We start from the raw sequence: 21,102 nt of genomic DNA on the forward strand, positions 1-21,102 counted from the left end.
AGCCTCATTAAATTGTTTAATTAAAACATTTAAGGGCGCCGGGACGCCTGCCGATCTGCTGCGAGGGAGGAAACGTGGCGCAAAAGGTGAAGCTTTCGACCATTGCCGAGTCGCTTGGTCTGTCGACGGCCACGATCTCGCTGGCCCTCCGGGATAGTCCGCTCGTCGCCGTCGATACGCGCGAGAAGATCAAGGAACAGGCCCGGCTGCTTGGCTATATCTACAATCGCCGCGCTGCGAGCCTTCGCACATCCCGGTCCGGCATCATCGGTGTCGTCGTGCACGACATCATGAACCCGTTCTACGGCGAGATCCTCAAAGCCATCGAGACCGAGCTCGATCGCAGCCGCCACACCTTCATCCTGTCCAACCACTATGACAGCGTCGACAAGCAGCGCATGTTCGTCGAGACGCTGCTGCAGCTCGGCGGTGACGGGGTCATCATGTCGCCGGCCATCGGCACGCCGGCGGAAGACGTGGCGCTGGCGGAAAACAACGGCATGCCGGCGATCTTCGTGGCGCGCTCGATGGAAGGCGTCGACGTGCCGATCTATCGCGGCGACGACAGCTATGGCATTTCGCTCGCGACCAACCACCTGATCGGTCTCGGCCATCGCTCGATTGCGATGATCGGCGGCACGGACCAGACCTCCACGGGCCGTGACCGCTACCAGGGTTATGTGAATGCGCTGCGCAAGGCCGGCATCGAAGTCGATCCCGGTCTTCGCATTCCCGGACCCCGCACCAAGCAGGGCGGGTTCGAGGCTGCCGTCAACTTCCTGTCGCTGCCGCAGAAGCCGACGGCTGCCGTCTGCTGGAACGATCTGGTCGCCATCGGCCTGATGAACGGGATCGCCCGTGCCGGACTGATCCCCGGCCAGGATATCTCCGTCACCGGCTATGATGACCTGGAAGAGGCCTCGATCGCGACGCCGTCGCTGACCACCGTTTGGAATGGCCAGGCCGAGGTGGGGCGCCTTGCGGCTCGCGCGCTTCTCGACAAGCTCGCGGGAAGCCACGAGCCTGACGGCATCCACCTGATCAAGCCGGAGATGCGGATCCGCCAGTCGACTGGTCCGATCCGCCGCTAGAGCCCAAGGAGAGTATCCCATGTCATCGGAACGCATCGCCGTCCTTATTCCGGGGCGTATTCATGCGCGTGTGCGGGCCCGTCTCGCAGAGGATTTCGCTCTGGTCGAGATCGACAGTGCCGAGGCGGTCGAGAGCTTGACCGAGGAGGAACGCAGAAGCGTGCGTGGAGCTGCGGTTTCGGGCCGTTTTCCGGCTTCGCTGATTGCGGCCTTGCCCAATCTTGAGATGATCGGCAGCTTCGGCGTCGGTTATGACGGCGTCGATGTGAAGGCCGCAGCCTCCCGTGGTGTCGTCGTCAGCAACACGCCAGACGTGCTCAATGACGAAGTGGCGGATACGACCATCGCGCTGCTTCTCAACACGCTGCGGCAGTTTCCGGCAGCCGAGACCTATCTGCGGGCCGGGCGCTGGGCCGCCGAAGGGCCTTTCCCGCTGTCGCCGATGTCGCTGAAGGGGCGTCGCGTGGGGATCCACGGACTGGGGCGCATTGGGCTTGAGATTGCCGAGCGGCTGGTGCCGTTCAAGGTGGAGATCAGCTACCACACGCGTCGTCCGCGGTCGGATGTGCCGTTCACCTATCACGACAGCCTTCTTGGTCTTGCCCGCGCCGTCGATACGCTGATCTCGATCGTGCCGGCGACGCCGGAGACGAAGGGGGCGATCAATGCGGAGGTGCTGCAGGCGCTCGGTGCACAGGGTGTGCTGATCAATGTCGGCCGTGGCTCCACCGTCGATCAGCCGGCCCTCATCCGGGCTCTTGAGGACGGCACGATCGCCGCGGCCGGGCTCGACGTCTATGCCGACGAGCCTCAGGTGCCGAGCGAGCTGATCGCACTCGAAAACGTCTCGCTTCTGCCGCATGTCGCCTCGGCTTCGGTTCCGACACGCAACGCCATGGCGGATCTGGTTGTCGACAATCTGAAGTCCTGGTTCGACACGGGAAAGGCGATCACGCCGGTGCCGGAAACGCCGCAGGCGTCTTGAGGCGGCAGCGCCGGTTTCGCCAGCCTTCCGCAAGCTTCGGGGCGCATCCTCCTTGTCATAGCCTTTCAAGGCAAGAGGATGTGCTTCGATGAAGGCCTATCACCAGGTCCTGGGAATCTCCGCCGGTTCGGCGGCCGTGTGTGCCGTACTTCTCTCCTTCTGGACGGCACAGGCGCCCATTGCTCTCGACGAAATGCCTGATCCGATCATCTCCGGAACCACCGCTCCGGTGGCAAGACTGGGGGTCATGACGGCAAGTGCCTCACCGCCGGCCGTCTTTTCGGTGTCCAATTTTTCGCGCAAGACCGTCTGCCTTGTCGAGCGCGGGGCGACGCTTACCAGCCGCAGCCGCGATTTCTTTGCGCCGCCGGAATGCGAGAGTGTCTGGCCCGGTCTCGCGCGGGCCACCAACTGGACGCAGAACGAAGATGGCAGCGTGACGCTTTCCACCGTGCATGGGGCGCCCGTGCTCACGCTGATCCGGGGAAAGAGCTTTTCCTATGAAGTGGCCGACCCGGCCGAGGCGGATCTCGCGCTGCTGATGGTGCCCTGAAACCGCCGGCTCAGCGTTGCCGGCTGGCCGCATAGGTGCGGGCTGCGGTTCCGAAAGCTTCAAACAGGGCTCGCGAAGGGCCGTCCTTTTCTGCCCAATATTCCGGATGCCACTGCACGCCGATGGCGAAGCCCTTGGCGTCGATGACCGAGACGGCCTCCACCGTGCCATCGTCGGCGAGCGCCTCCACCTGCAAGCGGGGAGCCGTCTTCGAGATGGCCTGTCGATGCAGCGAATTGACCGGGACGCGGCCGGCACCCAGATAACGCGCGATGCAGGACCCTTCCGCAATCACGACATCCTGGCGAATGGCATAGTTGACGTCGCGGTCCGCTTGCAGCGGGTTGCGGTGGTCCCAGATGCCGGGCTGGTCCTGGATCTCGGTCGCCAGCGTGCCGCCCAGCGCGACATTGAGTTCCTGAATGCCCCGGCAGATGGCGAGGAGCGGAATGCCGCGGTCGAGGGCGCGGCGGATCAGCGGCAGGGAAGTGGCGTCGCGGGCGGGATCGAAGGGGCCGTCGCTTTCGCGGACTTCACCACCGTAAAGCGACGGGTGGACATTGGTCGCCGAGCCGGACACCAGGAGGCCATCGACCCGGTCCAGAATGGCATCGGGATCGTTGCCCTCCTCGAGTGCCGGAATCAGCAAGGACATGACATCTGCCGCCTTCAGCGCTGCGCGGACATATTGGGTCTGCACGGCATGCCAGGTGGTGCCGTCGAACTGGCGGATATCGGCGGGGATGGCGATGATCGGCTTCATCTTCAAGGCTCCGAAAAGGTGTTTTATCCGATGGCCCGGCGGCGAACTCTTGTCAACGCGCGACCGTCGCCGGCATGCGGAGCGCTGGCCCTGATGGCACGCGCAGGCCCGATCCTGTCTCGAATGCTCGACCAAAGTCTAGTCCGAAAGACCAAGGCGCTTTGGCTTGAAAGCGATGGTCCAACATGATTAGCTCACATGTCAGTGCCGGGAGGGGCATAGACCACCACCGGCCGGGGAATTTCACAGGGAGGAACTACATGGATCGCAGATCATTCATTAAGAAGGCCGGCGCGACCGGGGCAGGTGTTGCCGCATCTGCCGTGCTTGCCGCACCGGCGATTGCCCAGGAAAATCCGAAGGTCACGTGGCGTCTGACGTCGTCGTTCCCGAAGTCGCTCGACACCATCTACGGCGGCGCCGTGGATGTTGCCGAGCATGTCCGCGCCGCGACGGACGGCAATTTCGACATTCAGGTCTTCGCCGCCGGCGAAATCGTGCCCGGCCTGCAGGCCGTCGATGCCGTCTCGGCCGGCACCGTGGAGGCCGCCCACACCACCTCCTATTATTTCTGGGGCAAGGAGCCGACCTTCGCGATCGGGACGGCGCTTCCTTTCGGTCTCAATGCCCGCATGTCGAATGCCTGGTTCAACCAGGGCAACGGCAATACGCTGATGAACGAATTCTATGCAACCCAGGGCCTCTACGGTCTGCCGGCCGGCAATACCGGCGTGCAGATGGGCGGCTGGTTCCGCAAGGAGATCAATACGGTCGATGACCTCAAGGGTCTGAAGATGCGCATTGCCGGTCTCGCCGGCAAGGTTCTGGAAAAGGTCGGCGTCGTGCCGCAGCAGCTTGCCGGTGGCGACATCTATCCGGCGCTGGAAAAGGGCACGATCGATGCGGCTGAATTCGTCGGCCCCTATGACGATTCCAAGCTCGGCTTCCACAAGGTGGCGAAGTACTACTACTATCCCGGTTTCTGGGAAGGCGGCCCGGTCGTGCATGCCTTCTTCAACCTGGAAAAGTACAACAGCCTGCCGAAGCACTATCAGGCCGTACTGACCGATGCCTGCGCCTTCGCCAATACCAACATGATGGCGAAATACGATACCAAGAACCCGCCCGCGCTCAAGCAGCTGGTCTCCGAAGGGACAGTGCTGCGTCCGTTCAGCCAGGAGATCATGGAAGCCTGCTACACGGCAGCGACCGAGATCTATGCCGAACTTTCGGCGCAGAGCCCGTTCTTCAAGAAGACCTATGAAGACCAGCTGGCTTTCAAGAAGGACGCCTATCTCTGGGCGCAGGTCGGCGAATACACCTTCGACACCTTCATGATGATCCAGCAGCGCGCCGGCAAGCTCTGAGCTGACGCCCGCTTTGAATGCGAAAAGCCCTGGTCGAGGATCTCGACCAGGGCTTTTTGTTGTCTGCCCATCTGTGAGCCCCGCCCGATTGAGCAGGGCTCTGGACTGCCTGTCAGTTGATGACCGGAGGCTTGCTGAGGTCGATCGCGGGCGCAGGGGCCGGTGCGGGAGTGGCCGGCTGGGCGGCCGGTGGCGTGCCCAGCTCAAGCGGCGGCAGGCCGAGCGCGGGTGGCGGGGCCGGCGTGGTGGCCGGTGCCGCACCGCCGCCGAAGTCCAGCGGTGGCAGGCCGAGGGTCGGCGCTTGCCCTGCGGCCGGTGCCTGTCCTTCGCTGCCGATCGGCGGCAGACCGAAATTCGGGCCGGCTGCGCCACCGGGGTTGGACTGTTCCGGGATCTTGATCTCGATCGTGTTCGGATCGGTGACGACCGCTTCTCCCTTGTAGTGCATCACCAGCCCGGGGAATGCGATGACGGCCATGATCGCCAGGAACTGGATGATGATGAAGGGGACGACGCCCTTGTAGATATCGAGCGTCCTGATGCCGTCTCTCAGTTCCCCTGTCACCTTGTCCTTCCATTGCCCTTCCGGCGCGACCGAGCGCAGGTAGAAGAGCGAGAAGCCGAAGGGCGGGGTCAGGAACGAGGTCTGCAGATTGATGCCGAGGATGATGCCGAACCAGACGAGGTCGATGCCGTGGCTCTGGGCGACGGGGGCCAGCAGCGGCACCATGATGAAGGCGATCTCGAAGAAATCGAGGAAGCAGCCGAGGATGAAGACGATGATGGTGACGACGATCAGGAAGCCGTATTCGCCACCGGGAAGCGCCAGCATCAGGTCCTCGATCCAGACATTGCCATTGATGCCGTAGAAGGTGAGGCCAAAGACGCGGGCGCCGATCAGGATCATCATGACGAAGGCGGAAAGCCTTGTCGTGGCGTCGAGGGCATTCTTCAGGATGCCGATCGACATGCGGCCCTTGGCAGCCGCGATGATCATGGCGCCGGCAGCCCCCATGGCGCCGCCTTCGGTCGGCGTGGCGATGCCGAGGAAGATGGTGCCGAGCACGAGGAAGATCAGGGCCAGCGGCGGCACCATGACGATGATCACCTGCTGGGCGAGACGCGAGATGACATTGAGGTTCATGCCGCGATTGATCAGGGCGCAGATGTAGACGGTGAGAACGCCGAAGGCGAGGGCTGCCACCATCTGCCATTCCGGGCTCTCGATGCCGGTGAACAGAAGCTCATGGCCGAGGAAGTAGAGCGCCACGCCGATTGCGATCATGATGAAGAGCGAGGTGACGCCATCGCCGAGCGTGCGCGCTTCACGCGGAAGGGCGGGCGCCCATTCCGGCTTGATCATGGTGATCACGAAAATATAGAGGCAGTAGGCGGCGATGATCATCAGCGCCGGATACAGCGCGCCGACATACATGTCGCCGACCGACCGGCCGAGCTGATCGGCCATGACGATCAGAACGAGCGACGGCGGCACGATCTGGGCCAGTGTGCCGGAAGCGGCGATGGTGCCCGACACCAGTGGGCCGTTGTACTTGTAGCGCAGCATGATCGGCAGCGAGATCAGGCCCATGGCCATGACGGAGGCTGCGACGACACCCGTGGTGGCGCCAAGCAGGGCGCCGACCAGAATGACGGCATAGGCGAGACCTCCGCGCACGGGGCCGAACAATTGCCCGATCGTGTCGAGCAGGTCTTCAGCCATGCGCGATCGTTCGAGAATGATGCCCATCAGTGTGAAGAAGGGGATCGACAGCAGTGTGTCGTTGTACATGATCCCGAAGATGCGTTCGGGATGCGATTGCAGAAGTGGCCAGAACAGGCGGATCTCGGAGGAGATATGCGAGAGTTCGACACCGAGCACGAAGTAGATCAGGCCGCCAGCGGCGAGCGTGAAGGCGACCGGATAACCAAGCAGAAGCATGGCCATCACGGTGGTGAACATGATCGGGGCGAGGTTGTGGGCGATCAGGTCAATCATCTCAAACCTCCGCGCTTTCCGATGGGGCAGGGGCTGCCAGTGGATCGTCGATGATGCCCATCAGAACGGCTGCGCGCTTGATGATCTCCGAGAAGGCCTGGGCGGTCAGCAGCAGAAAGCCGAGCAGGATTGCGGCCTTGGCAGGCCAGATGATCAGACCGCCGGCGCTCGATGAAATCTCGCCGCTGAAGAAGGAGCGCCAGAACCAGGGCCAGGCCAGATAGGCCATCAGCCCGGAGAAAGGTACGAGGAAGATGATGTGCAGGATGAGATCGATCCAGCTGCGGGTGCGTGCACTCCAGTTGCTGGACAGGATGTCGATGCGGATGTGCTCGTTCCGCTGCAACGCATAGGCGGCGGCCAGCATGAATACTGTGCCAAACAGATACCATTGCAATTCCAGCCAGGCGTTGGATGATATGTCGAATGCCTTGCGGATGACGGCATTGCCGGCGCTGATCAGAACTGCAGCCAAGAGCAGCCAGGATACCGAACGTCCGATGACGCCGTTGATCGCATCGATCAGCCGCGAAACAGCCAATAAAACGGTCATTGTTTTTCTCCCCGTGTCCTTTCGTCCTTAGAGCATGGGTCTGTTAGGTGCAACTGGAGTACCCTTTTGCGAAGGGCATAGCCGACGAAAGTCCTATGGCTTTCGGTGTAGGCCACATCTCAGGGTCGCTGCGGAATTCAGGAGAATTTTACGGGTTGTGCTTGCCCGACTTTAACAGGTTCTCGTGTACGGGTTTGCGTCCCGCTTCGAAGCAGTGCACATTTAATGACAGGTAAGCATGGGCAAGACTGTGGCGATTTGGAACACGGCTTTCGCGATCACTTTGGGACGGAGCGAAACGGGGCCTTGAAACTTCGATTGGCGACTGGCGTTTTGCGTCCAACCTTGCCGGGAGGCAGATCATGAGAGCCGAGAAAGGGCGCGAGCTCAATGTGCCGTCGGACGTCTATCTGTCCTTCGTCAGTTCGCTGTTCGGCAACCGGTCGACCCTGTTCACCGGCATGGTCGTCCATATCCTCACCTATCTCGTCGTCTATCTGCAGACGAATGCCGCCTTCTATCTCTTTCTCTGCGGCTGCTTTGCGGCGGTCTTCGCCTATCGCATCTATTCCTTCAAGCAGTTCGACCAGGTCGACAAGTCGAGCCTGACGCGCGCGGCGATTGCCGGATGGGAGATGCGTTACGTGATCGGCGGCGCATCGACTGCGGCGATCCTGGGCATCGGCAGCGGCTATGCCATGCTTGCCTTCAACGATACGTTCGCGGAACTGGCCTGCATTGCCGTGACCATGGGCTCGATGGTTTCGGTGGTCGGGCGCAACTACGGCTCGCGTCTCGCCGTCGACCTGCAGACGCTGGCATGCTGCACCCCGATGGTCATTGGCAGCCTCCTGGCGCAGGACCTTTTCAAGGGGCTTTTGTCCCTGATGCTCATCCCCTTCTTCCTCACCACGCGGGCGATGGCGAACGGGGTGCGCGAGTTCCTGTACGAAAACGTCATCGCCTCGCGCGAGATGGCGAAGATCGCCGACCGTTTCGATACGGCGCTCAGCAACATGACGCATGGGCTGTTGATGCTCGATCCGGACAACCGGATCGAGGTCATCAATCGCAAGGCCTGCGAATTGCTGCATCTGGGTGACCGCCAACGTCTGGTCGGATGTGATCTCGACGTCGTGCTGCGCTACGGGGTGCGCCACACCTTTGTCGACGGTTCGATGCCGAGCCTCCTGCAAAAGCAGCTTGCACAGATGACGCAGGGACTTTCGAGCCGTGCCCAGATGCATTTCTCCGAAGGCCTGGTGCTGGAGTTCTCGGCCAATCGACGGGCCGAGGGCGGTGTCGTGCTGATCTTCGAAGATGTGACGGCACGGGTGAGGGCCGACCGGAAGATCCTGCACATGGCCCGTTACGACGCCCTGACGGGGTTGCCTCAGCGCGGCTATTTCGGCGAACTCGTGCGCGAGCGGATGGACCAGACGGACAGCTTCGGTGCGTCCGTCGGCTTCATGATCCTTGATGTCGCCGACTTCAAACACGTCAACGATCTCAGGGGGCACCTGACCGGCGATCGACTGCTGACGGCCCTTGCCAACAGGCTGACGGCGCTGGTCGCCGGCAAGGCCATTGTCGGGCATCTCGTCGGTGACCAGTTCGTGCTGTTCTTTCCGAATGTCGACAACCGGGCGGACCTTGAGGCCGAGATGCGGGCCGTTCATGAGGCGGCCAGCGGCCCTTGCGATGTCGAGGGCCTGCGACTTCCGGTGTCCTTCTCGGCCGGTGCCGCGATCTTCGACAGCGAAGCGCTGTCGATGGACGACTGGCCGGTCAAGGTGGATATCGCGCTGTTCGAATCCAAGGCGCGGTCGAAGGGGCAGTTCACGCTTTTCGTCGAGGAGATGGATGCCCGTTATCTCGAGCGCCAGCGCCTGAAGGAGGATCTTCGGGCTGCGGTCGAGAATGGCGATATCACGGTGGTCTATCAGCCGATGTTCACGCCCGACGGTCGTGAACTGAGATGCTGCGAAGCGCTTGCGCGCTGGTACCATCCGGAGAAGGGCGCGATTGCGCCGAACATCTTCATCCAGATCGCCGAGGAGATGGGCATCGTCTCGTCCATCACCAGCCATGTGCTGCGGCAGGCCTGCATCGACTGTCGAATCTGGCCCGCCAGCATCGGGGTCTCCGTCAATCTCTCTGTGCATGATTTGCGCTCAGCCGGCCTCGTGGACAGCGTCAAGGCGATCCTTGCCGAGACTGGTTTTTCTGCAAATCGCCTGCATCTGGAAGTGACCGAAAGCAGTCTGATCGAGGAACTGTCGTCGGCGCGTGCGATCCTGGAAGAGCTGCGGTCGCTCGGGATCACCATTGCCATAGACGATTTCGGGACCGGCTTCTCTAGCCTCAGCTATCTCGACACGCTCCCGATCGACGTGGTGAAGATCGACCGCTCCTTTGTGCGCGACATCGGGGAGAACCAGCGACGATTCAAGCTGCTGCGCGGCATCGTCAGCCTCAGCCGCGGCCTGGACCTCAGCATCGTCGTCGAAGGTGTGGAAAACCGCGAGCAGCTGGCACTTCTGTCCAAGCATCACTGCGCGGACCTGATCCAGGGCTATGTCTTCTCCATGCCGATCAGTCCGGCCGCCGTCATCGAGCTGGCGCGCGAGGTGGAGAGCCGCAAAGGCACGGGCGGCGCCTCCGTCGCGTAATTCCGAATGTAATAAAGGAGCGACCAGATCTGCGCGGCGCGCAGTCTTTTGACGTTAACCTTAAAAATAACAAGCTTAATAATCTGTTAATTTTGGGGGGAGATATTGATTAACGTTGCGTGATAGCCCTTGAATCCGGTGAAGCGTAATGAGTTGAGGCCATGGAACTTGAAGGGTTTTCAGAACGACTGATGCGATATCTCGACCATGTCGAATATCGGCGGGTCGAAACAAGTGAAGATCTGGAGGCGATCGAACAGCTCCGCTACAAGGCTTACAAGGCGGCCAATGTGCTGCCCGTCGCCGTTCCCAGCATGATCGACGATGCCGACTTCGATCCGCATGCCTTCGTCTTCGGCATCTATTACTTTGAAGAACTGGTCAGCACGATTCGGCTTCACCATGTGACGCCGCAGCATACTCTGTCGCAGTCGGCCGGGGTCTTCCCGGATGTCATGGAGGCCTATCTCGACGCAGGGCTGACCTTGATTGATCCTGCGCGCTTTGCGGTCGACCCTGACGTGGCGGGCGAAATGCCGGTCTTGCCCTATATCACGCTTCGACCCAGCATCGTGGCGGCCGCCTATTTCAAGGCCGACCGTGTGTTGCAACATGTGCGGCCGCACCACGCCGCTTTCTATAAACGCGTCTTCTATGCCGAGACCGTCGTCGATCGGCGCATGACCGAGATTTACGGCCTGGAACTGACGCTGATGGCAACGAATACCCATACGACAGGCGACAAGCTGCTGCGGCGCTATCCGTTCTTCGATTCCGGCGTTCACGAGCGGCGCTTGATGTTCGGACGGCAGGATAAGCGCAGCGCGTTCGATCCGCTGACAATCCTGCCATCGGCGCGGCTTGTGGCCAACGGCAAGATCAGCGGCGCAATTGCGGGACTGGATTATTGACTCAGGTCGCGAGTTGCGATTGCGCTCGGTCTGACCTTTGTGTATGCGGAAAAAGACGAAAATTCACCGTTTGCGGTGTGGGATCAGATTCTCCACCGGTGCGGCCCGCGATTGAACTGGGAGATCGAATATGAGCGAAGAGCATTCTGGTCCTGTCGAAATCGGTGCTTCGATGGACTACCGGGAACACGACAAGACCTATGATCTTTTCATCGCCGGCGCAAAATACGGCACCGCTATCATCGTTGCGCTGATGCTGGCCATGGCTGCCGGCTTCTTTGGCGGCGCAGGCTTCCTCGGCGGCACCTTCATCTGGATCGTGCTGAGCGTCGCGGGCGTCTTCCTGCTGCGTTGAGTGTCTGCCGGGCGTCTTCGACGTCTGATCTTATCAAGGGCGACCCCAGGCGGGTCGCCCTTTTTTGTTGTCTGCGGGCCGTTTCCGCTGTCGCGGGGCGCATAAAAAAACGGCGGGTCTCCCCGCCGTTCGTTGATGGATACTGGCTTTCTGCTGCGATCAGGTCGTGCCGCGTGTACGGGCAAGACCCTGCTTGGCAGGCTCATACTTCGGGTCGAGCTGCAGGGCGTGCGAATAAGACTTCGCCGCGCGGGCCTTGTCGCCACGACGCTCATAGACCAGCGCCTGGTTGGCCCAGCCCTCGGCGAGCTTGTCGTTCAGCTCGATGGCATGGTTGAAGTCGGCAAAGGCGTTTTCGTCGTCGTTCAGCGCGATATAGGAGACGCCACGGCCGTTATAGGGTTCCGGCGCGCTCGGCGACAGCGAGATCGCCTTGGAGAAGTCGTCGATCGCCTTGGCGTGATCGCCACGCAGCTGGTAGATCAGCCCGCGATTGTGATAGGCGCGGCCATCGGTGGTGTTGAGCTGGATGGCGCGGTTGAAGTCGCCGAAGGCCTCGTCAACACGGCCGGCCTGGCGGTAGATATTGCCACGGCCGATATAGGCGACGTCGTAATTCGGATTGATCTTAAGGGCCGAATTGTAGTCGGCAGCCGCTTCGACGGGCTTGCCCATGTTGCGGTAGACCAGCGCGCGGTTCGCATAGGCCTGGTAGAATTGCGGATTGATCTGCAGGGCGGTGTTGAAATCGTCCAGCGCCTGGCGGAACTGGCCGGCGCGGCCGTAAGCCGAGCCACGCACATTGTAGCCTTCCGGATCGCGCGGATTGGACTGGATGACGGCCGACAGGGAGGCGATGTTTTCTTCCGAACCCTGGGCACGATCGATGCGGATCACATCCGTCGTTTCCGTCGTCGTCGCGCAACCGCTCAGAGCCAGAACGCCGGCAAGGGCGGTCGCTGTGATCAGGCGTTTGCTGCTGATGGCGGTGAGGGCGGTCGGGAGCACAAGGCTGTTCATCATGGAGCGCATCATCCGGCCGCTGCCAGCGCCATTGAAGGCCCGGTGACAGCGTTAGTTCGTGTTGGATATCAAAAGAGCGGCGGCGATTCGTTTCGCCCCCGCCCTTATTTCACAGAAAAACGTCTAAAACGGGGCCGATCAACGGCCGCGTGCAGCCGGCAGGAGGCCTTCGCGCTGCATCTTCTTGCGCGCCAGCTTGCGGACGCGACGAACAGCCTCGGCCTTTTCGCGGGCACGCTTCTCAGATGGCTTTTCGAAGAAATCGTGCATCTTCATTTCGCGGAAGACGCCTTCGCGCTGAAGCTTCTTCTTGAGAGCGCGGAGCGCCTGGTCAACGTTGTTGTCGCGGACTAGTACCTGCACGTTTATCCCGTTCCTTTGGTTCTTAGGGTTGGTCCTTCCGTCGATGGAGGTCGCATCCACGGAAACAGCAAATTGCTTCGCGCGGCCAATTGAGTCCGGCGATTGGGGTGCGAAATAGCAGATCCGCCCTCAAAAGTCCATATGGCGCAAGCCCTGCAGCCGATTAATTTCTCGCTGGAGCAGGCGGACGGGGATGTGTCGAAAGCCGGGTGGCATTGCGTCGCAAAACGGACGTCATAGCGCATATTGATTTGCGAGGAGTATCGTCCTACCCCAGTGCCTGAACCACAGGAGTTTAAGGCGAATGCGCAAATATTCGGTCTTTGCCGTTGTCCGTGAGGCCATGCGTGCCCACAAGGGATGGGAGGCTCAGTGGGTCTCTCCCGAGCCGCGGCAGTCCTATGACGTGATCATCATCGGTGCCGGTGGCCATGGTCTGGGCGCCGCCTATTATCTGGCCAAGGAGCACGGCATCACCAATGTCGCTGTGATTGAAAGAGGCTGGCTCGGCGGTGGCAATACCGGCCGTAACACGACGATCATCCGGTCCAACTATCTCTATGAAGAGAGCATGGACATTTACGAGCATTCGCTGAAGCTCTGGGAGGGCTTGAGCCAGGACCTCAACTACAATGTCATGTATTCGCCGCGCGGCGTGATGATGCTGTCGCACAATGTGCATGACCAGCAGTCGTTCAAGCGGCATGTGAATGCCAACAATCTCTACGGCATCGACAATGAGTGGCTGACGCCGGAGCAGGCCAAGGCGTTTTGCCCGCCGCTCGATATCTCGAAGAATGCCCGCTACCCGATCAATGGTGCAGCACTTCAGCGTCGCGGCGGTACCGCCCGTCACGATGCGGTTGCCTGGGGCTTTGCGCGTGCGGCCTCGGATCGCGGCGTGCACATCATCCAGAACTGCGAAGTCACCGGCATCCGCCGTGGCCCGAATGGTGAAGTGACTGGCGTCGACACGACGAAGGGCTTCATCGGCGCGAAGAAGATCGGCGTTTCCGCTGCCGGCCATTCCTCCGTCGTCATGGGCATGGCGGGCGTTCGTCTCCCGGTTCACTCGACGCCGCTGCAGGCTCTTGTCTCCGAGCCGCTGAAGCCGATTTTCCCCTGCGTGGTCATGTCGAACACCGTGCATGCCTATATCTCGCAGTCGGACAAGGGCGAGCTGGTCATCGGGGCCGGTACCGACCAGTACAACTCCTACAGCCAGACTGGCGGCATGCAGATCATCACGCATACGCTTGATGCCATCTGCGAGCTCTTCCCGATGTTCCGTCGTGTGAAGATGATGCGCCAGTGGGGCGGGATCACCGACAACACGGCCGACCGTTCGCCGATCCAGAGCGTCACGCCGGTTCCGAACCTCTTCGTCAATGCCGGCTGGGGTACGGGCGGCTTCAAGGCGACGCCGGGGTCTGCCAACCTGTTCGCACACCTCATCGCCAAGGGCGAGCCGCATCGGCTGGCCCAGGGTCTGACGCTCGACCGGTTCCGCACCGGCCGCCTCATCGACGAGGCAGCCGCCGCTGCCGTGGCGCACTGAATTAGGGATCGTCCATCATGCTGGTCATCAAATGCCCCTATTGCGAAGAAGAGCGCGCAGAGCTCGAGTTTCGCGCCGCCGGTGAAGCGCATATCGCGCGTCCCGCCGATATTGCCTCGATCACGGACGAGGAATTCGCCGACTACTTCTTCCTGCGCGACAACCCGAAGGGTCTCATCTTCGAGCGCTGGCGCCATATCCATGGCTGCGGTCGCTTCTTCAACGCGGCCCGCGACACCATCTCCGACAAGATCCTGCTGACCTACAAGGCCGGTGAACCCATGCCCGATCCTGCAACACTGGTTGCCCCGTCTGCATCGAAGGGAGAGAAGGCATGAGCGCTGCCAACCGTATTCCCGGCAAGGGCCGCCTGACGCCGGCTCTGACCGCGCGCTTCACCATCGATGGCCGCACGCTGACCGCTTACGAAGGCGATACCGTGGCGTCTGCCATGATCGCCAACGGCATGCATCTCTCCGGCCGCTCGTTCAAGTATCACCGTCCGCGCGGTATCCTGACCGCAGGTCCGGAAGAGCCGAATGCGCTGCTCGACGTCTCGCGTGACGCTGCCCGCCGCCAGCCGAATGTGCGGGCGACCGTGCAGGAAGTCTTCGACGGGATGAAGATCGAGACGCAAAACCGCTGGCCGTCGCTGTCGCTCGACATCGGCGAGGTCAACAACCTGCTGTCGCCCTTCTTCGCTGCCGGCTTCTACTACAAGACCTTCATGTGGCCGAAGGCTGCCTGGCACCAGATCTATGAGCCCTTCATCCGTCGCGCGGCCGGCCTCGGCCATGCGCCGAAGGAAGCCGATCCGGATCATTACGCCAACCGTTACGCCTATTGCGACGTGCTGGTGATTGGTGGCGGTGCCGCCGGTATCGCTTCGGCGCTCGCCGCCGCCCAGACGGGCGTGCGCGTCATTGTTGTCGACGAGCAGCCGGACATGGGCGGTGCCTTCCACTTCGACACGGGCGCGACCGTCGACGGCCAGAGCGGCTGGGACTGGGCGCAAGCGACCGTCGCGAAGCTGAAGGGCATGCCGAATGTCACGGTGCTTACGCGTACCACGGCGTTTGGCTATCACAACCACAATTACGTGGCGCTGGTCGAACGTGTCACCGACCATATCGCCAAGCCCTCCAAGAACCAGCCGCGCGAGCGGCTGTGGCAGGTGCGTGCCAAGCGCGTGATCATCGCCAGCGGTTCGATCGAACGGCACATGGTATTCGCCAACAACGACCGCCCGGGCATCATGCTGGCAGCTGCCGGCCGCACCTATCTCAACCATTTCGGCGTCGCTGTCGGTGCCAAGGTGGGCGTCTACACGGCGCATGACTCGGCCTATGAAGCGGCGATCGATCTCAAGAAGGCGGGCGTGTCCGTTCCCGTCATCGTCGATGCCCGCGAAAAGCCGGGCGAGGGCGTTCTGGCCCAGGCGCGTGCGCTTGGCATCGAAGTGCTGACCGGCCATGGTGTTGTCGACACGGCTGGCCGCCTGCGCGTTCGCTCGATCACCGTTCGTCGCAATGGCGGCGGTTCCACCCGCAAGATCGAGGTCGATGCGCTCTTGATGTCGGCCGGCTGGACGCCGTCGGTGCACATGTTCTCGCAGTCGCGCGGCAAGCTGAAATATGACGCGGCAAACGACCGCTTCCTGCCTGATGTTTATGTTCAGGATTGTGTCTCCGTCGGTGGCTGCAACGGCACTGACGATCTGCAGGCGCTGCTCGACGAGGCAACGGCTGCCGGCCTTTCCTCGGCCAAGGCTGCCGGTGCGACCGAGACGCCTTCAATCTCTATCTCCGGTGCCAATGCCCATGCCTGGACCGGGGGCATGATCGGCGCTGCCGAAGGCGCTGGCCGCGAGGACAACGTCAAGGCCTTCGTCGACTTCCAGCACGATGTCTGCGCCAAAGATATTCGTCTGGCTGTGCGCGAAGGCATGCATTCGATCGAGCATATCAAGCGCTTCACGACGAACGGCATGGCCTCCGACCAGGGCAAGCTGTCCAACATGCATGGTCTTGCCATTGCGGCGGAAGTGCTCGGCAAGGAGATCCCGCAGGTCGGGCTCACCACCTTCCGCGCGCCCTACACGCCTGTCACCTTCGGCACGCTGATCAACCATTCGCGCGATGCGCTGTTTGACCCCGTGCGCAAGACGCCGATGCATGCCTATGAAGTCTCTCAGGGCGCCGTCTATGAAGATGTCGGCAACTGGAAGCGCGCCTGGTACTATCCCAAGGCGGGCGAGGACATGCATGCCGCCGTCAACCGCGAATGCAAGACGGTGCGCGAGGCAGCCGGCGTGTTCAACGCCTCGACGCTCGGCAAGATAGAGGTGGTCGGTCCCGATGCCGCCGAGTTCCTGAACCTGATGTATACGAATGCCTGGGACACGCTGAAGCCCGGCAAGGCGCGTTATGGCATCATGACCCGCGAAGATGGCTTCATCTATGACGATGGCGTTGTCGGGCGTCTGGCCGAGGACCGCTTCCACGTGACGACGACGACCGGCGGTGCGCCGCGTGTCATGCATCACATGGAAGACTATCTGCAGACGGAATTCCCGCATCTGAAGGTCTGGCTCACCTCGACCACCGAACAGTGGGCGGTCATAGCCGTCCAGGGTCCGAGGGCGCGCGACATCATCGCGCCTTTTGTCGAGGGCATCGACATCTCGAACGAAGCCTTCCCGCATATGAGCGTGGCCGAAGGCAAGTTCTGCGGCGTGCCGACGCGGCTCTTCCGCGTGTCGTTCACCGGCGAACTCGGTTTCGAAGTCAACGTACCTGCCGATTTCGGTGCTGACGTCTTCAGACAAATCTGGGAGCGCGCGCAATCACTTGGTGCTTGCCTCTATGGCACCGAGACCATGCACGTGCTGCGTGCTGAAAAGGGCTATATCATCGTTGGCCAGGACACCGACGGCACCCTGACGGCTGACGATGCCGGCCTTTCCTGGGCGGTGTCGAAGAAGAAGACCGACTTTGTCGGCATTCGCGGCATGAAGCGTCCTGACCTCGTCAAGGAAGGCCGCAAGCAGCTCGTCGGCATCTTCACCAAGGATCCGAGCGAAGTGCTGGAAGAGGGCGCGCAGATCGTCGCCAACCCGAACCAGCCGAAGCCGATGACCATGCTCGGTCATGTCACCTCGTCCTACTGGTCGGAAAACCTCGGTCGCTCGATTGCGATTGCGATGGTGGCCGGTGGACGCGCCCGCATGGGCGAGACGCTTTATGTGCCGATGAAGGACAAGACCATCGCGGTCGAAGTGACCGACATGGTGTTCGTTGACAAGGAAGGAGGCCGCATCCATGGCTGATATGTCTGTTGCAGAGCGCAAACCCGTTCTCGCCGGCCTCCACGGCGGCAGCGCCAAGGTGCGGTTAACGCCGGCACTTCCCGCGACCCGCGTGTCGCTGCGCGCAGGCGCCGATGCCGTCGCAGGCCTCTCCAAGACGCTCGGTCTGAAGCTGCCGACAAAGCCCAAGACCTCCGCCTCGGCCAAGGGGCGCACGGCCTTCTGGATCGGTCCGGACGAATGGTTCCTGATCGACGAGAAGGGTGACACGCCGATGACCGACTGCGCCGCCTCCGGCGTGGTTCACTCGGCGACGGACATTTCCCACCGCAACACCGCGATCATCGTCTCCGGTCCGGCTGCCGCCGACACGCTGAACGCGGCCTGCCCACTTGACCTGTCGCTCGCCGCCTTCCCGGTGGGTGCGGTGACACGCACCGTCTTCGGCAAGATCGAGATCATCCTCTACCGCGTCGAGGACGAGACGTTCCGGGTCGAATGCTGGCGGTCCTTTGCGGAGTATGCGTTCGGCATGCTGGCCGAAGGTGCGGAGGATGCCTCGCTCTGAGGGGCTGGTGTTTGAAGAGGTTTGAGGAGGCCGGGGTGACCCGGCCTTTTTTGCGTTTGGCGTGGATCTCGCGTCGATGTTTTCCGCATGCTATTGTGAGGTCGCGATTGCGCAGCATGGAAGTCAGGTTTGATGAAATCTTTGCGAAACGAGACCCTGAAGGCTGTGGACGACCTTGTCGAGGTCGGCGGTTTTGCGTCTGCGGACGAGGCTGTGCTTGCCGCAATCGAGGCTTGGCACCAAACGGCGGACGACCCGGCTCAGCAGCTTGAGGCCATCCGGCTGCGTGTGCGCCGGTCGATTGATGACCCCCGGCCAAGCCTCAGCATGGAAGAGGTGGATGCCGCACTTGACGAGATGATGGCCGAGGCGCGACCGGTGTCGGGACGTGCGGCGCGCTAAGGTCCGTTTTCGCCCCGAGGCGTTGACCGATCTTCGAGACATATTCGCGTTCGTGCTGTCGCTCAGTCAGTCACCGGTGACGGCAAGACGCTATGTCGGTCGTATTCGTGCGCGCTGCGAGAAGATCGGTGATATTCCCCATGGCGGAGTGTCACGGGAGGATCTGGCTCCGGGGCTGCGCATGGTGCCGTTCGAACATAGTGCAATTGTGCTTTACGTCGTGGAGAACGGTGGCGTGGAGATCACCAACATATTCTACGGGCGGCGCAACTATGCGGTTCTATTCAACTCAAGCGGTTGACTGGTCCAAACCTGCCCACTTCACCCGCTCGGTGTTTGGCAGGATCGAGATCATCCTCTACCGGGTTGAGGAGGATATGTTCCGGGTCGAATGCTGGCGGTCCTTTGCGGAGTATGCGTTTGGCATGCTGGCCGAGGGTGCGGAGGATGCCTCGCTCTGAGGGACGGGGATGTTAGACGGGATTTGAGGAGGCCGGGGTGACCCGGCCTTTTTGCGTTTGATGGTGACTTCGGCGCAAGCGCGTGGACGGCATTGCGAGGTAGCACGTGGCTCGGAGGTGTGGAGAGCTGATGACCGCTTCGTTCCAAAAACGGACATTCGGTCGACGCAAGGGGTCTCCCAATTTGGGACCGGGCGGAAACTGACCGCTTTGGCAGCCTGGGCGAAAGAACCAAGTTGATCTGAAACCCGGGAACCTCCCAAAGACTACAGGGAATAGAAAATTCCGTGAGTCTTCAGGACATGCGCTGTTGCTTCTGTGGAAATCAAGGAAGGCCTAAGGCTTTCGTCGTTTGCCCATGCCAGGTGGGCAATAGCCGTAGCTATGTACATCCGACATAGATGCAACAAATTCTTTTAAATATTCGCCTACCGCTTTACGCTCCAAAGAGAAAAAAGCTTCCTCTCTGCAATGCGTCCCTTCAATTTCGTAGTTAAGAAATGCGCTTTTCGCATCTTTATCAATAATTTGGAATAAAGCGGAGTCAATGAAGTTCAGCGCGCTAGTGTCTAATTTCTCAGAATTAGATATCGACACCGCGATAAAGAATTTTGCGAATTCTTCCTCATCCTCCATGGAAGGATATACACGAAAATCATTGCTGAACGCGAACGTTAAGAAACTATCTAAGACTGCCGGCTGCGTGACAATGGAGTCTCGAATCAACTCCCATGCCCTCTGACAATCGCCCTTGGACACCAAATCTGTCGCGCTAGCATAGTCAGCATCCTGCAATTCCGACGACTTGGAGACTGTTGCAAAGTTACAAAAGAGGATTGCTGCCAGGGCTATTGTTGGAAATTTGTGTAACATAAGCGGCCTCGATATCACTACCTCCACACACGGGAGGTCTTAGACGGAGCAAGATTCAAGAGCGCAGCGATATGAGACTCTACCGCGGACGCTATCTGCTGATGGGCCCGGCGCACAAGGCGCTGCCGACCGAACCGGAGCGAGCAGAGCTTTGTCTTTAAGTGCTGCCGCCATGACCGGTTTGGACCGATAGTAGACGTGAGACCGGCTCTGTCCAACTCAAGCGGCTCAACTTTCCCACCCCACCCATTTCACCCAACGCCCATGAAAATCCGCGCGGCCGATCTCGCGAGTCTCGCCTGATGGCCACAGCGTGAGCAGGATTGCCGCCCCCTCCGGCTTGCCGTCGGCCTCCAGTTGCAAGCGGGCAAGGGGCGCGGCTTCCGTCGCGCGGCTGCCGGCGTTGGCGATCAGCGCTTCACCTTCGGCCTTCAGCGCCGGCGGCAGATATTGCCAGGCGATGGTGTGGTAGATCACGTGCGTCAGCCCTGAGCGGGGCGTTGCCAGACGGTGCCGCAGCCAGCCGATGGCATCGGCCTTTTCGACCTTCAAGCCGCTTTCGGTTGCCATTTCGAGCGCTGCTGCCGTGCGGTCGAGGCGGTCCTGCTGGTCGGCCCAGATATAGGAGAAGAGCCGCAGGCGGTCGTCTTCAGAGGCTGGGTCGAGCGGGTTCAGGTCGCAGCCGGCGCGGTCGGTGATCTCGATTGCGGCTTGCGGTGGCGGCGGGCCTTCCCAGCGTGGGGCGAGTTCGACGGCGGAGGCCTTGCCCCAGCGGAAGTTTCCCAGTTGGTTGCGGTAGCGGTCCCATTGCAGGTTCAGCCCCGCACTTGCACCGACTTCCGAGAGGATCAGCGGTTTGCCGGTCTGCGCGGCGATGGTCAGGAAGCCGGGGAGCAGGGCGGAGGAACGGCGCACCTCGTTGGTCTGTGGGGCGGATTTCAGGCGCTCCAGTATGAAGGCTTCGTCGCGGCGCAAGGCGGCTTCCAAGGCGGCCCAGAGCGTATCATCGTCGGCGGTATGCGGGGGATAGACCGCCGCCAGGGCTGGGTCCTGGCCGGATCGGACCAGGGCATGCAGTGTGCCGGCCAGCCTGAGTGCCAGCGCATCGCCGGTGCCGTCAGGATTGCCCGGCCAGCCGAGGACCGTGGCGCCGACGGGCGTCGTATCGGTCAGCCGTTCGGCCGCCAGTGTGCACAGCCGTGCGGTGAAAGGGGAGCCGAGATCGGCGCAGGCCTTGGCCTGACGGCGGAAACTCTGGCGGATCAGTTCGCTGCGGTCGTCGGTCATGGTCTGAGGCG

At 61.5% G+C, this 21,102-nt stretch carries 20 protein-coding genes and 1 pseudogene; 14 read left to right on the plus strand and 7 right to left on the minus strand.

Annotation, left to right across the window (positions count from 1 at the left end):
* Positions 1-74: 74 nt before the first annotated feature.
* The 3 genes from DMY87_RS11885 (at position 75) to DMY87_RS11895 (ending at position 2,629) form a co-directional block, all read left to right on the plus strand.
* Positions 75-1,091: a LacI family DNA-binding transcriptional regulator gene (locus DMY87_RS11885; RefSeq protein WP_110791569.1), complete on the plus strand. Its 1,017-nt coding sequence runs from the start codon at positions 75-77 to the stop codon at positions 1,089-1,091.
* A 19-nt stretch (positions 1,092-1,110) separates the two neighbouring features.
* Positions 1,111-2,076: a 2-hydroxyacid dehydrogenase gene (locus DMY87_RS11890; RefSeq protein ID WP_110791570.1), complete on the plus strand. Its 966-nt coding sequence runs from the start codon at positions 1,111-1,113 to the stop codon at positions 2,074-2,076.
* Positions 2,077-2,164: 88 nt separating this feature from the next.
* Positions 2,165-2,629, plus strand: a complete 465-nt coding sequence (locus tag DMY87_RS11895) for a hypothetical protein (protein ID WP_110791572.1) — start codon at positions 2,165-2,167, stop codon at positions 2,627-2,629.
* A gap of 10 nt (positions 2,630-2,639) precedes the next feature.
* Here the strand turns inward: DMY87_RS11895 and DMY87_RS11900 are convergent, their stop codons facing one another.
* Positions 2,640-3,392 (minus strand): gamma-glutamyl-gamma-aminobutyrate hydrolase family protein, encoded by a 753-nt coding sequence (locus DMY87_RS11900; RefSeq protein WP_110791574.1) that lies wholly within the window; start codon positions 3,390-3,392, stop codon positions 2,640-2,642.
* Between the two features lie 260 nt (positions 3,393-3,652).
* On the opposite strand from DMY87_RS11900, the gene DMY87_RS11905 reads away from it, so the two are divergent.
* Complete coding sequence (locus tag DMY87_RS11905) at positions 3,653-4,759, plus strand: TRAP transporter substrate-binding protein (protein ID WP_110791575.1); 1,107 nt, start codon at positions 3,653-3,655, stop codon at positions 4,757-4,759.
* Between the two features lie 112 nt (positions 4,760-4,871).
* Here the strand turns inward: DMY87_RS11905 and DMY87_RS11910 are convergent, their stop codons facing one another.
* Positions 4,872-6,758 carry a TRAP transporter large permease gene (locus tag DMY87_RS11910; protein ID WP_110791577.1) on the minus strand — a complete coding sequence of 629 codons (1,887 nt, stop codon included), beginning with the start codon at positions 6,756-6,758 and terminating at the stop codon, positions 4,872-4,874.
* A gap of 1 nt (position 6,759) precedes the next feature.
* Positions 6,760-7,311, minus strand: a complete 552-nt coding sequence (locus DMY87_RS11915) for a TRAP transporter small permease subunit (protein WP_110791578.1) — start codon at positions 7,309-7,311, stop codon at positions 6,760-6,762.
* A gap of 362 nt (positions 7,312-7,673) precedes the next feature.
* On the opposite strand from DMY87_RS11915, the gene DMY87_RS11920 reads away from it, so the two are divergent.
* The 3 genes from DMY87_RS11920 (at position 7,674) to DMY87_RS11930 (ending at position 11,249) form a co-directional block, all read left to right on the plus strand.
* Positions 7,674-9,983 (plus strand): putative bifunctional diguanylate cyclase/phosphodiesterase, encoded by a 2,310-nt coding sequence (locus DMY87_RS11920; RefSeq protein ID WP_110791580.1) that lies wholly within the window; start codon positions 7,674-7,676, stop codon positions 9,981-9,983.
* Positions 9,984-10,144: 161 nt separating this feature from the next.
* Positions 10,145-10,894: an N-acyl amino acid synthase FeeM domain-containing protein gene (locus DMY87_RS11925; RefSeq protein WP_110791581.1), complete on the plus strand. Its 750-nt coding sequence runs from the start codon at positions 10,145-10,147 to the stop codon at positions 10,892-10,894.
* A 130-nt stretch (positions 10,895-11,024) separates the two neighbouring features.
* Complete coding sequence (locus tag DMY87_RS11930; protein ID WP_062280190.1) at positions 11,025-11,249, plus strand: aa3-type cytochrome c oxidase subunit IV; 225 nt, start codon at positions 11,025-11,027, stop codon at positions 11,247-11,249.
* A 159-nt stretch (positions 11,250-11,408) separates the two neighbouring features.
* Here the strand turns inward: DMY87_RS11930 and DMY87_RS11935 are convergent, their stop codons facing one another.
* Together DMY87_RS11935 and rpsU are read right to left on the minus strand one after the other, a co-directional pair.
* Positions 11,409-12,269, minus strand: coding sequence for a tetratricopeptide repeat protein (locus tag DMY87_RS11935; RefSeq protein ID WP_425353496.1), 861 nt, complete (start codon positions 12,267-12,269; stop codon positions 11,409-11,411).
* A gap of 141 nt (positions 12,270-12,410) precedes the next feature.
* Entirely contained in the window at positions 12,411-12,635 is a 225-nt protein-coding gene (gene rpsU / locus DMY87_RS11940; RefSeq protein WP_062280187.1) for a 30S ribosomal protein S21, read from the minus strand.
* A gap of 304 nt (positions 12,636-12,939) precedes the next feature.
* Here rpsU and DMY87_RS11945 point away from each other — a divergent pair, with 304 nt between their 5' ends.
* The 7 genes and pseudogenes from DMY87_RS11945 to DMY87_RS11975 form a co-directional block, all read left to right on the plus strand.
* The gene (locus DMY87_RS11945) at positions 12,940-14,193 is read left to right on the plus strand and encodes a sarcosine oxidase subunit beta family protein (RefSeq protein ID WP_110791584.1); all 1,254 of its coding nucleotides are present in this window, start codon (positions 12,940-12,942) and stop codon (positions 14,191-14,193) included.
* 17 nt (positions 14,194-14,210) lie between these two features.
* Complete coding sequence (locus DMY87_RS11950; RefSeq protein WP_110791586.1) at positions 14,211-14,531, plus strand: sarcosine oxidase subunit delta; 321 nt, start codon at positions 14,211-14,213, stop codon at positions 14,529-14,531.
* Positions 14,528-17,521 (plus strand): sarcosine oxidase subunit alpha, encoded by a 2,994-nt coding sequence (locus tag DMY87_RS11955; RefSeq protein WP_110791587.1) that lies wholly within the window; start codon positions 14,528-14,530, stop codon positions 17,519-17,521. Before DMY87_RS11950 ends, DMY87_RS11955 begins: the two co-directional genes overlap by 4 nt.
* The gene (locus DMY87_RS11960; protein WP_110791589.1) at positions 17,514-18,068 is read left to right on the plus strand and encodes a sarcosine oxidase subunit gamma; all 555 of its coding nucleotides are present in this window, start codon (positions 17,514-17,516) and stop codon (positions 18,066-18,068) included. Before DMY87_RS11955 ends, DMY87_RS11960 begins: the two co-directional genes overlap by 8 nt.
* A 132-nt stretch (positions 18,069-18,200) precedes the next feature.
* Entirely contained in the window at positions 18,201-18,470 is a 270-nt protein-coding gene (locus DMY87_RS11965) for a ribbon-helix-helix domain-containing protein (RefSeq protein WP_110791590.1), read from the plus strand.
* Positions 18,457-18,771: a type II toxin-antitoxin system RelE/ParE family toxin gene (locus DMY87_RS11970; protein ID WP_110791592.1), complete on the plus strand. Its 315-nt coding sequence runs from the start codon at positions 18,457-18,459 to the stop codon at positions 18,769-18,771. Before DMY87_RS11965 ends, DMY87_RS11970 begins: the two co-directional genes overlap by 14 nt.
* 22 nt (positions 18,772-18,793) lie before the next feature.
* Positions 18,794-18,931 (plus strand): annotated as a pseudogene (locus DMY87_RS11975) (sarcosine oxidase subunit gamma); the annotation flags it as partial.
* A 336-nt stretch (positions 18,932-19,267) separates the two neighbouring features.
* On the opposite strand, the gene DMY87_RS11980 reads toward DMY87_RS11975, so the two are convergent.
* Positions 19,268-19,804, minus strand: coding sequence for a hypothetical protein (locus DMY87_RS11980; RefSeq protein WP_110791593.1), 537 nt, complete (start codon positions 19,802-19,804; stop codon positions 19,268-19,270).
* A gap of 228 nt (positions 19,805-20,032) precedes the next feature.
* On the minus strand, positions 20,033-21,091 hold the full coding sequence (locus tag DMY87_RS11985) for a DUF2332 domain-containing protein (RefSeq protein WP_110791595.1): 1,059 nt from the start codon (positions 21,089-21,091) through the stop codon (positions 20,033-20,035).
* Positions 21,092-21,102: the final 11 nt, after the last annotated feature.

This window comes from Peteryoungia wuzhouensis (genome assembly GCF_003205195.1).
In the GTDB taxonomy this organism is placed as follows: Bacteria; Pseudomonadota; Alphaproteobacteria; order Rhizobiales; family Rhizobiaceae; genus Allorhizobium; species Allorhizobium wuzhouense.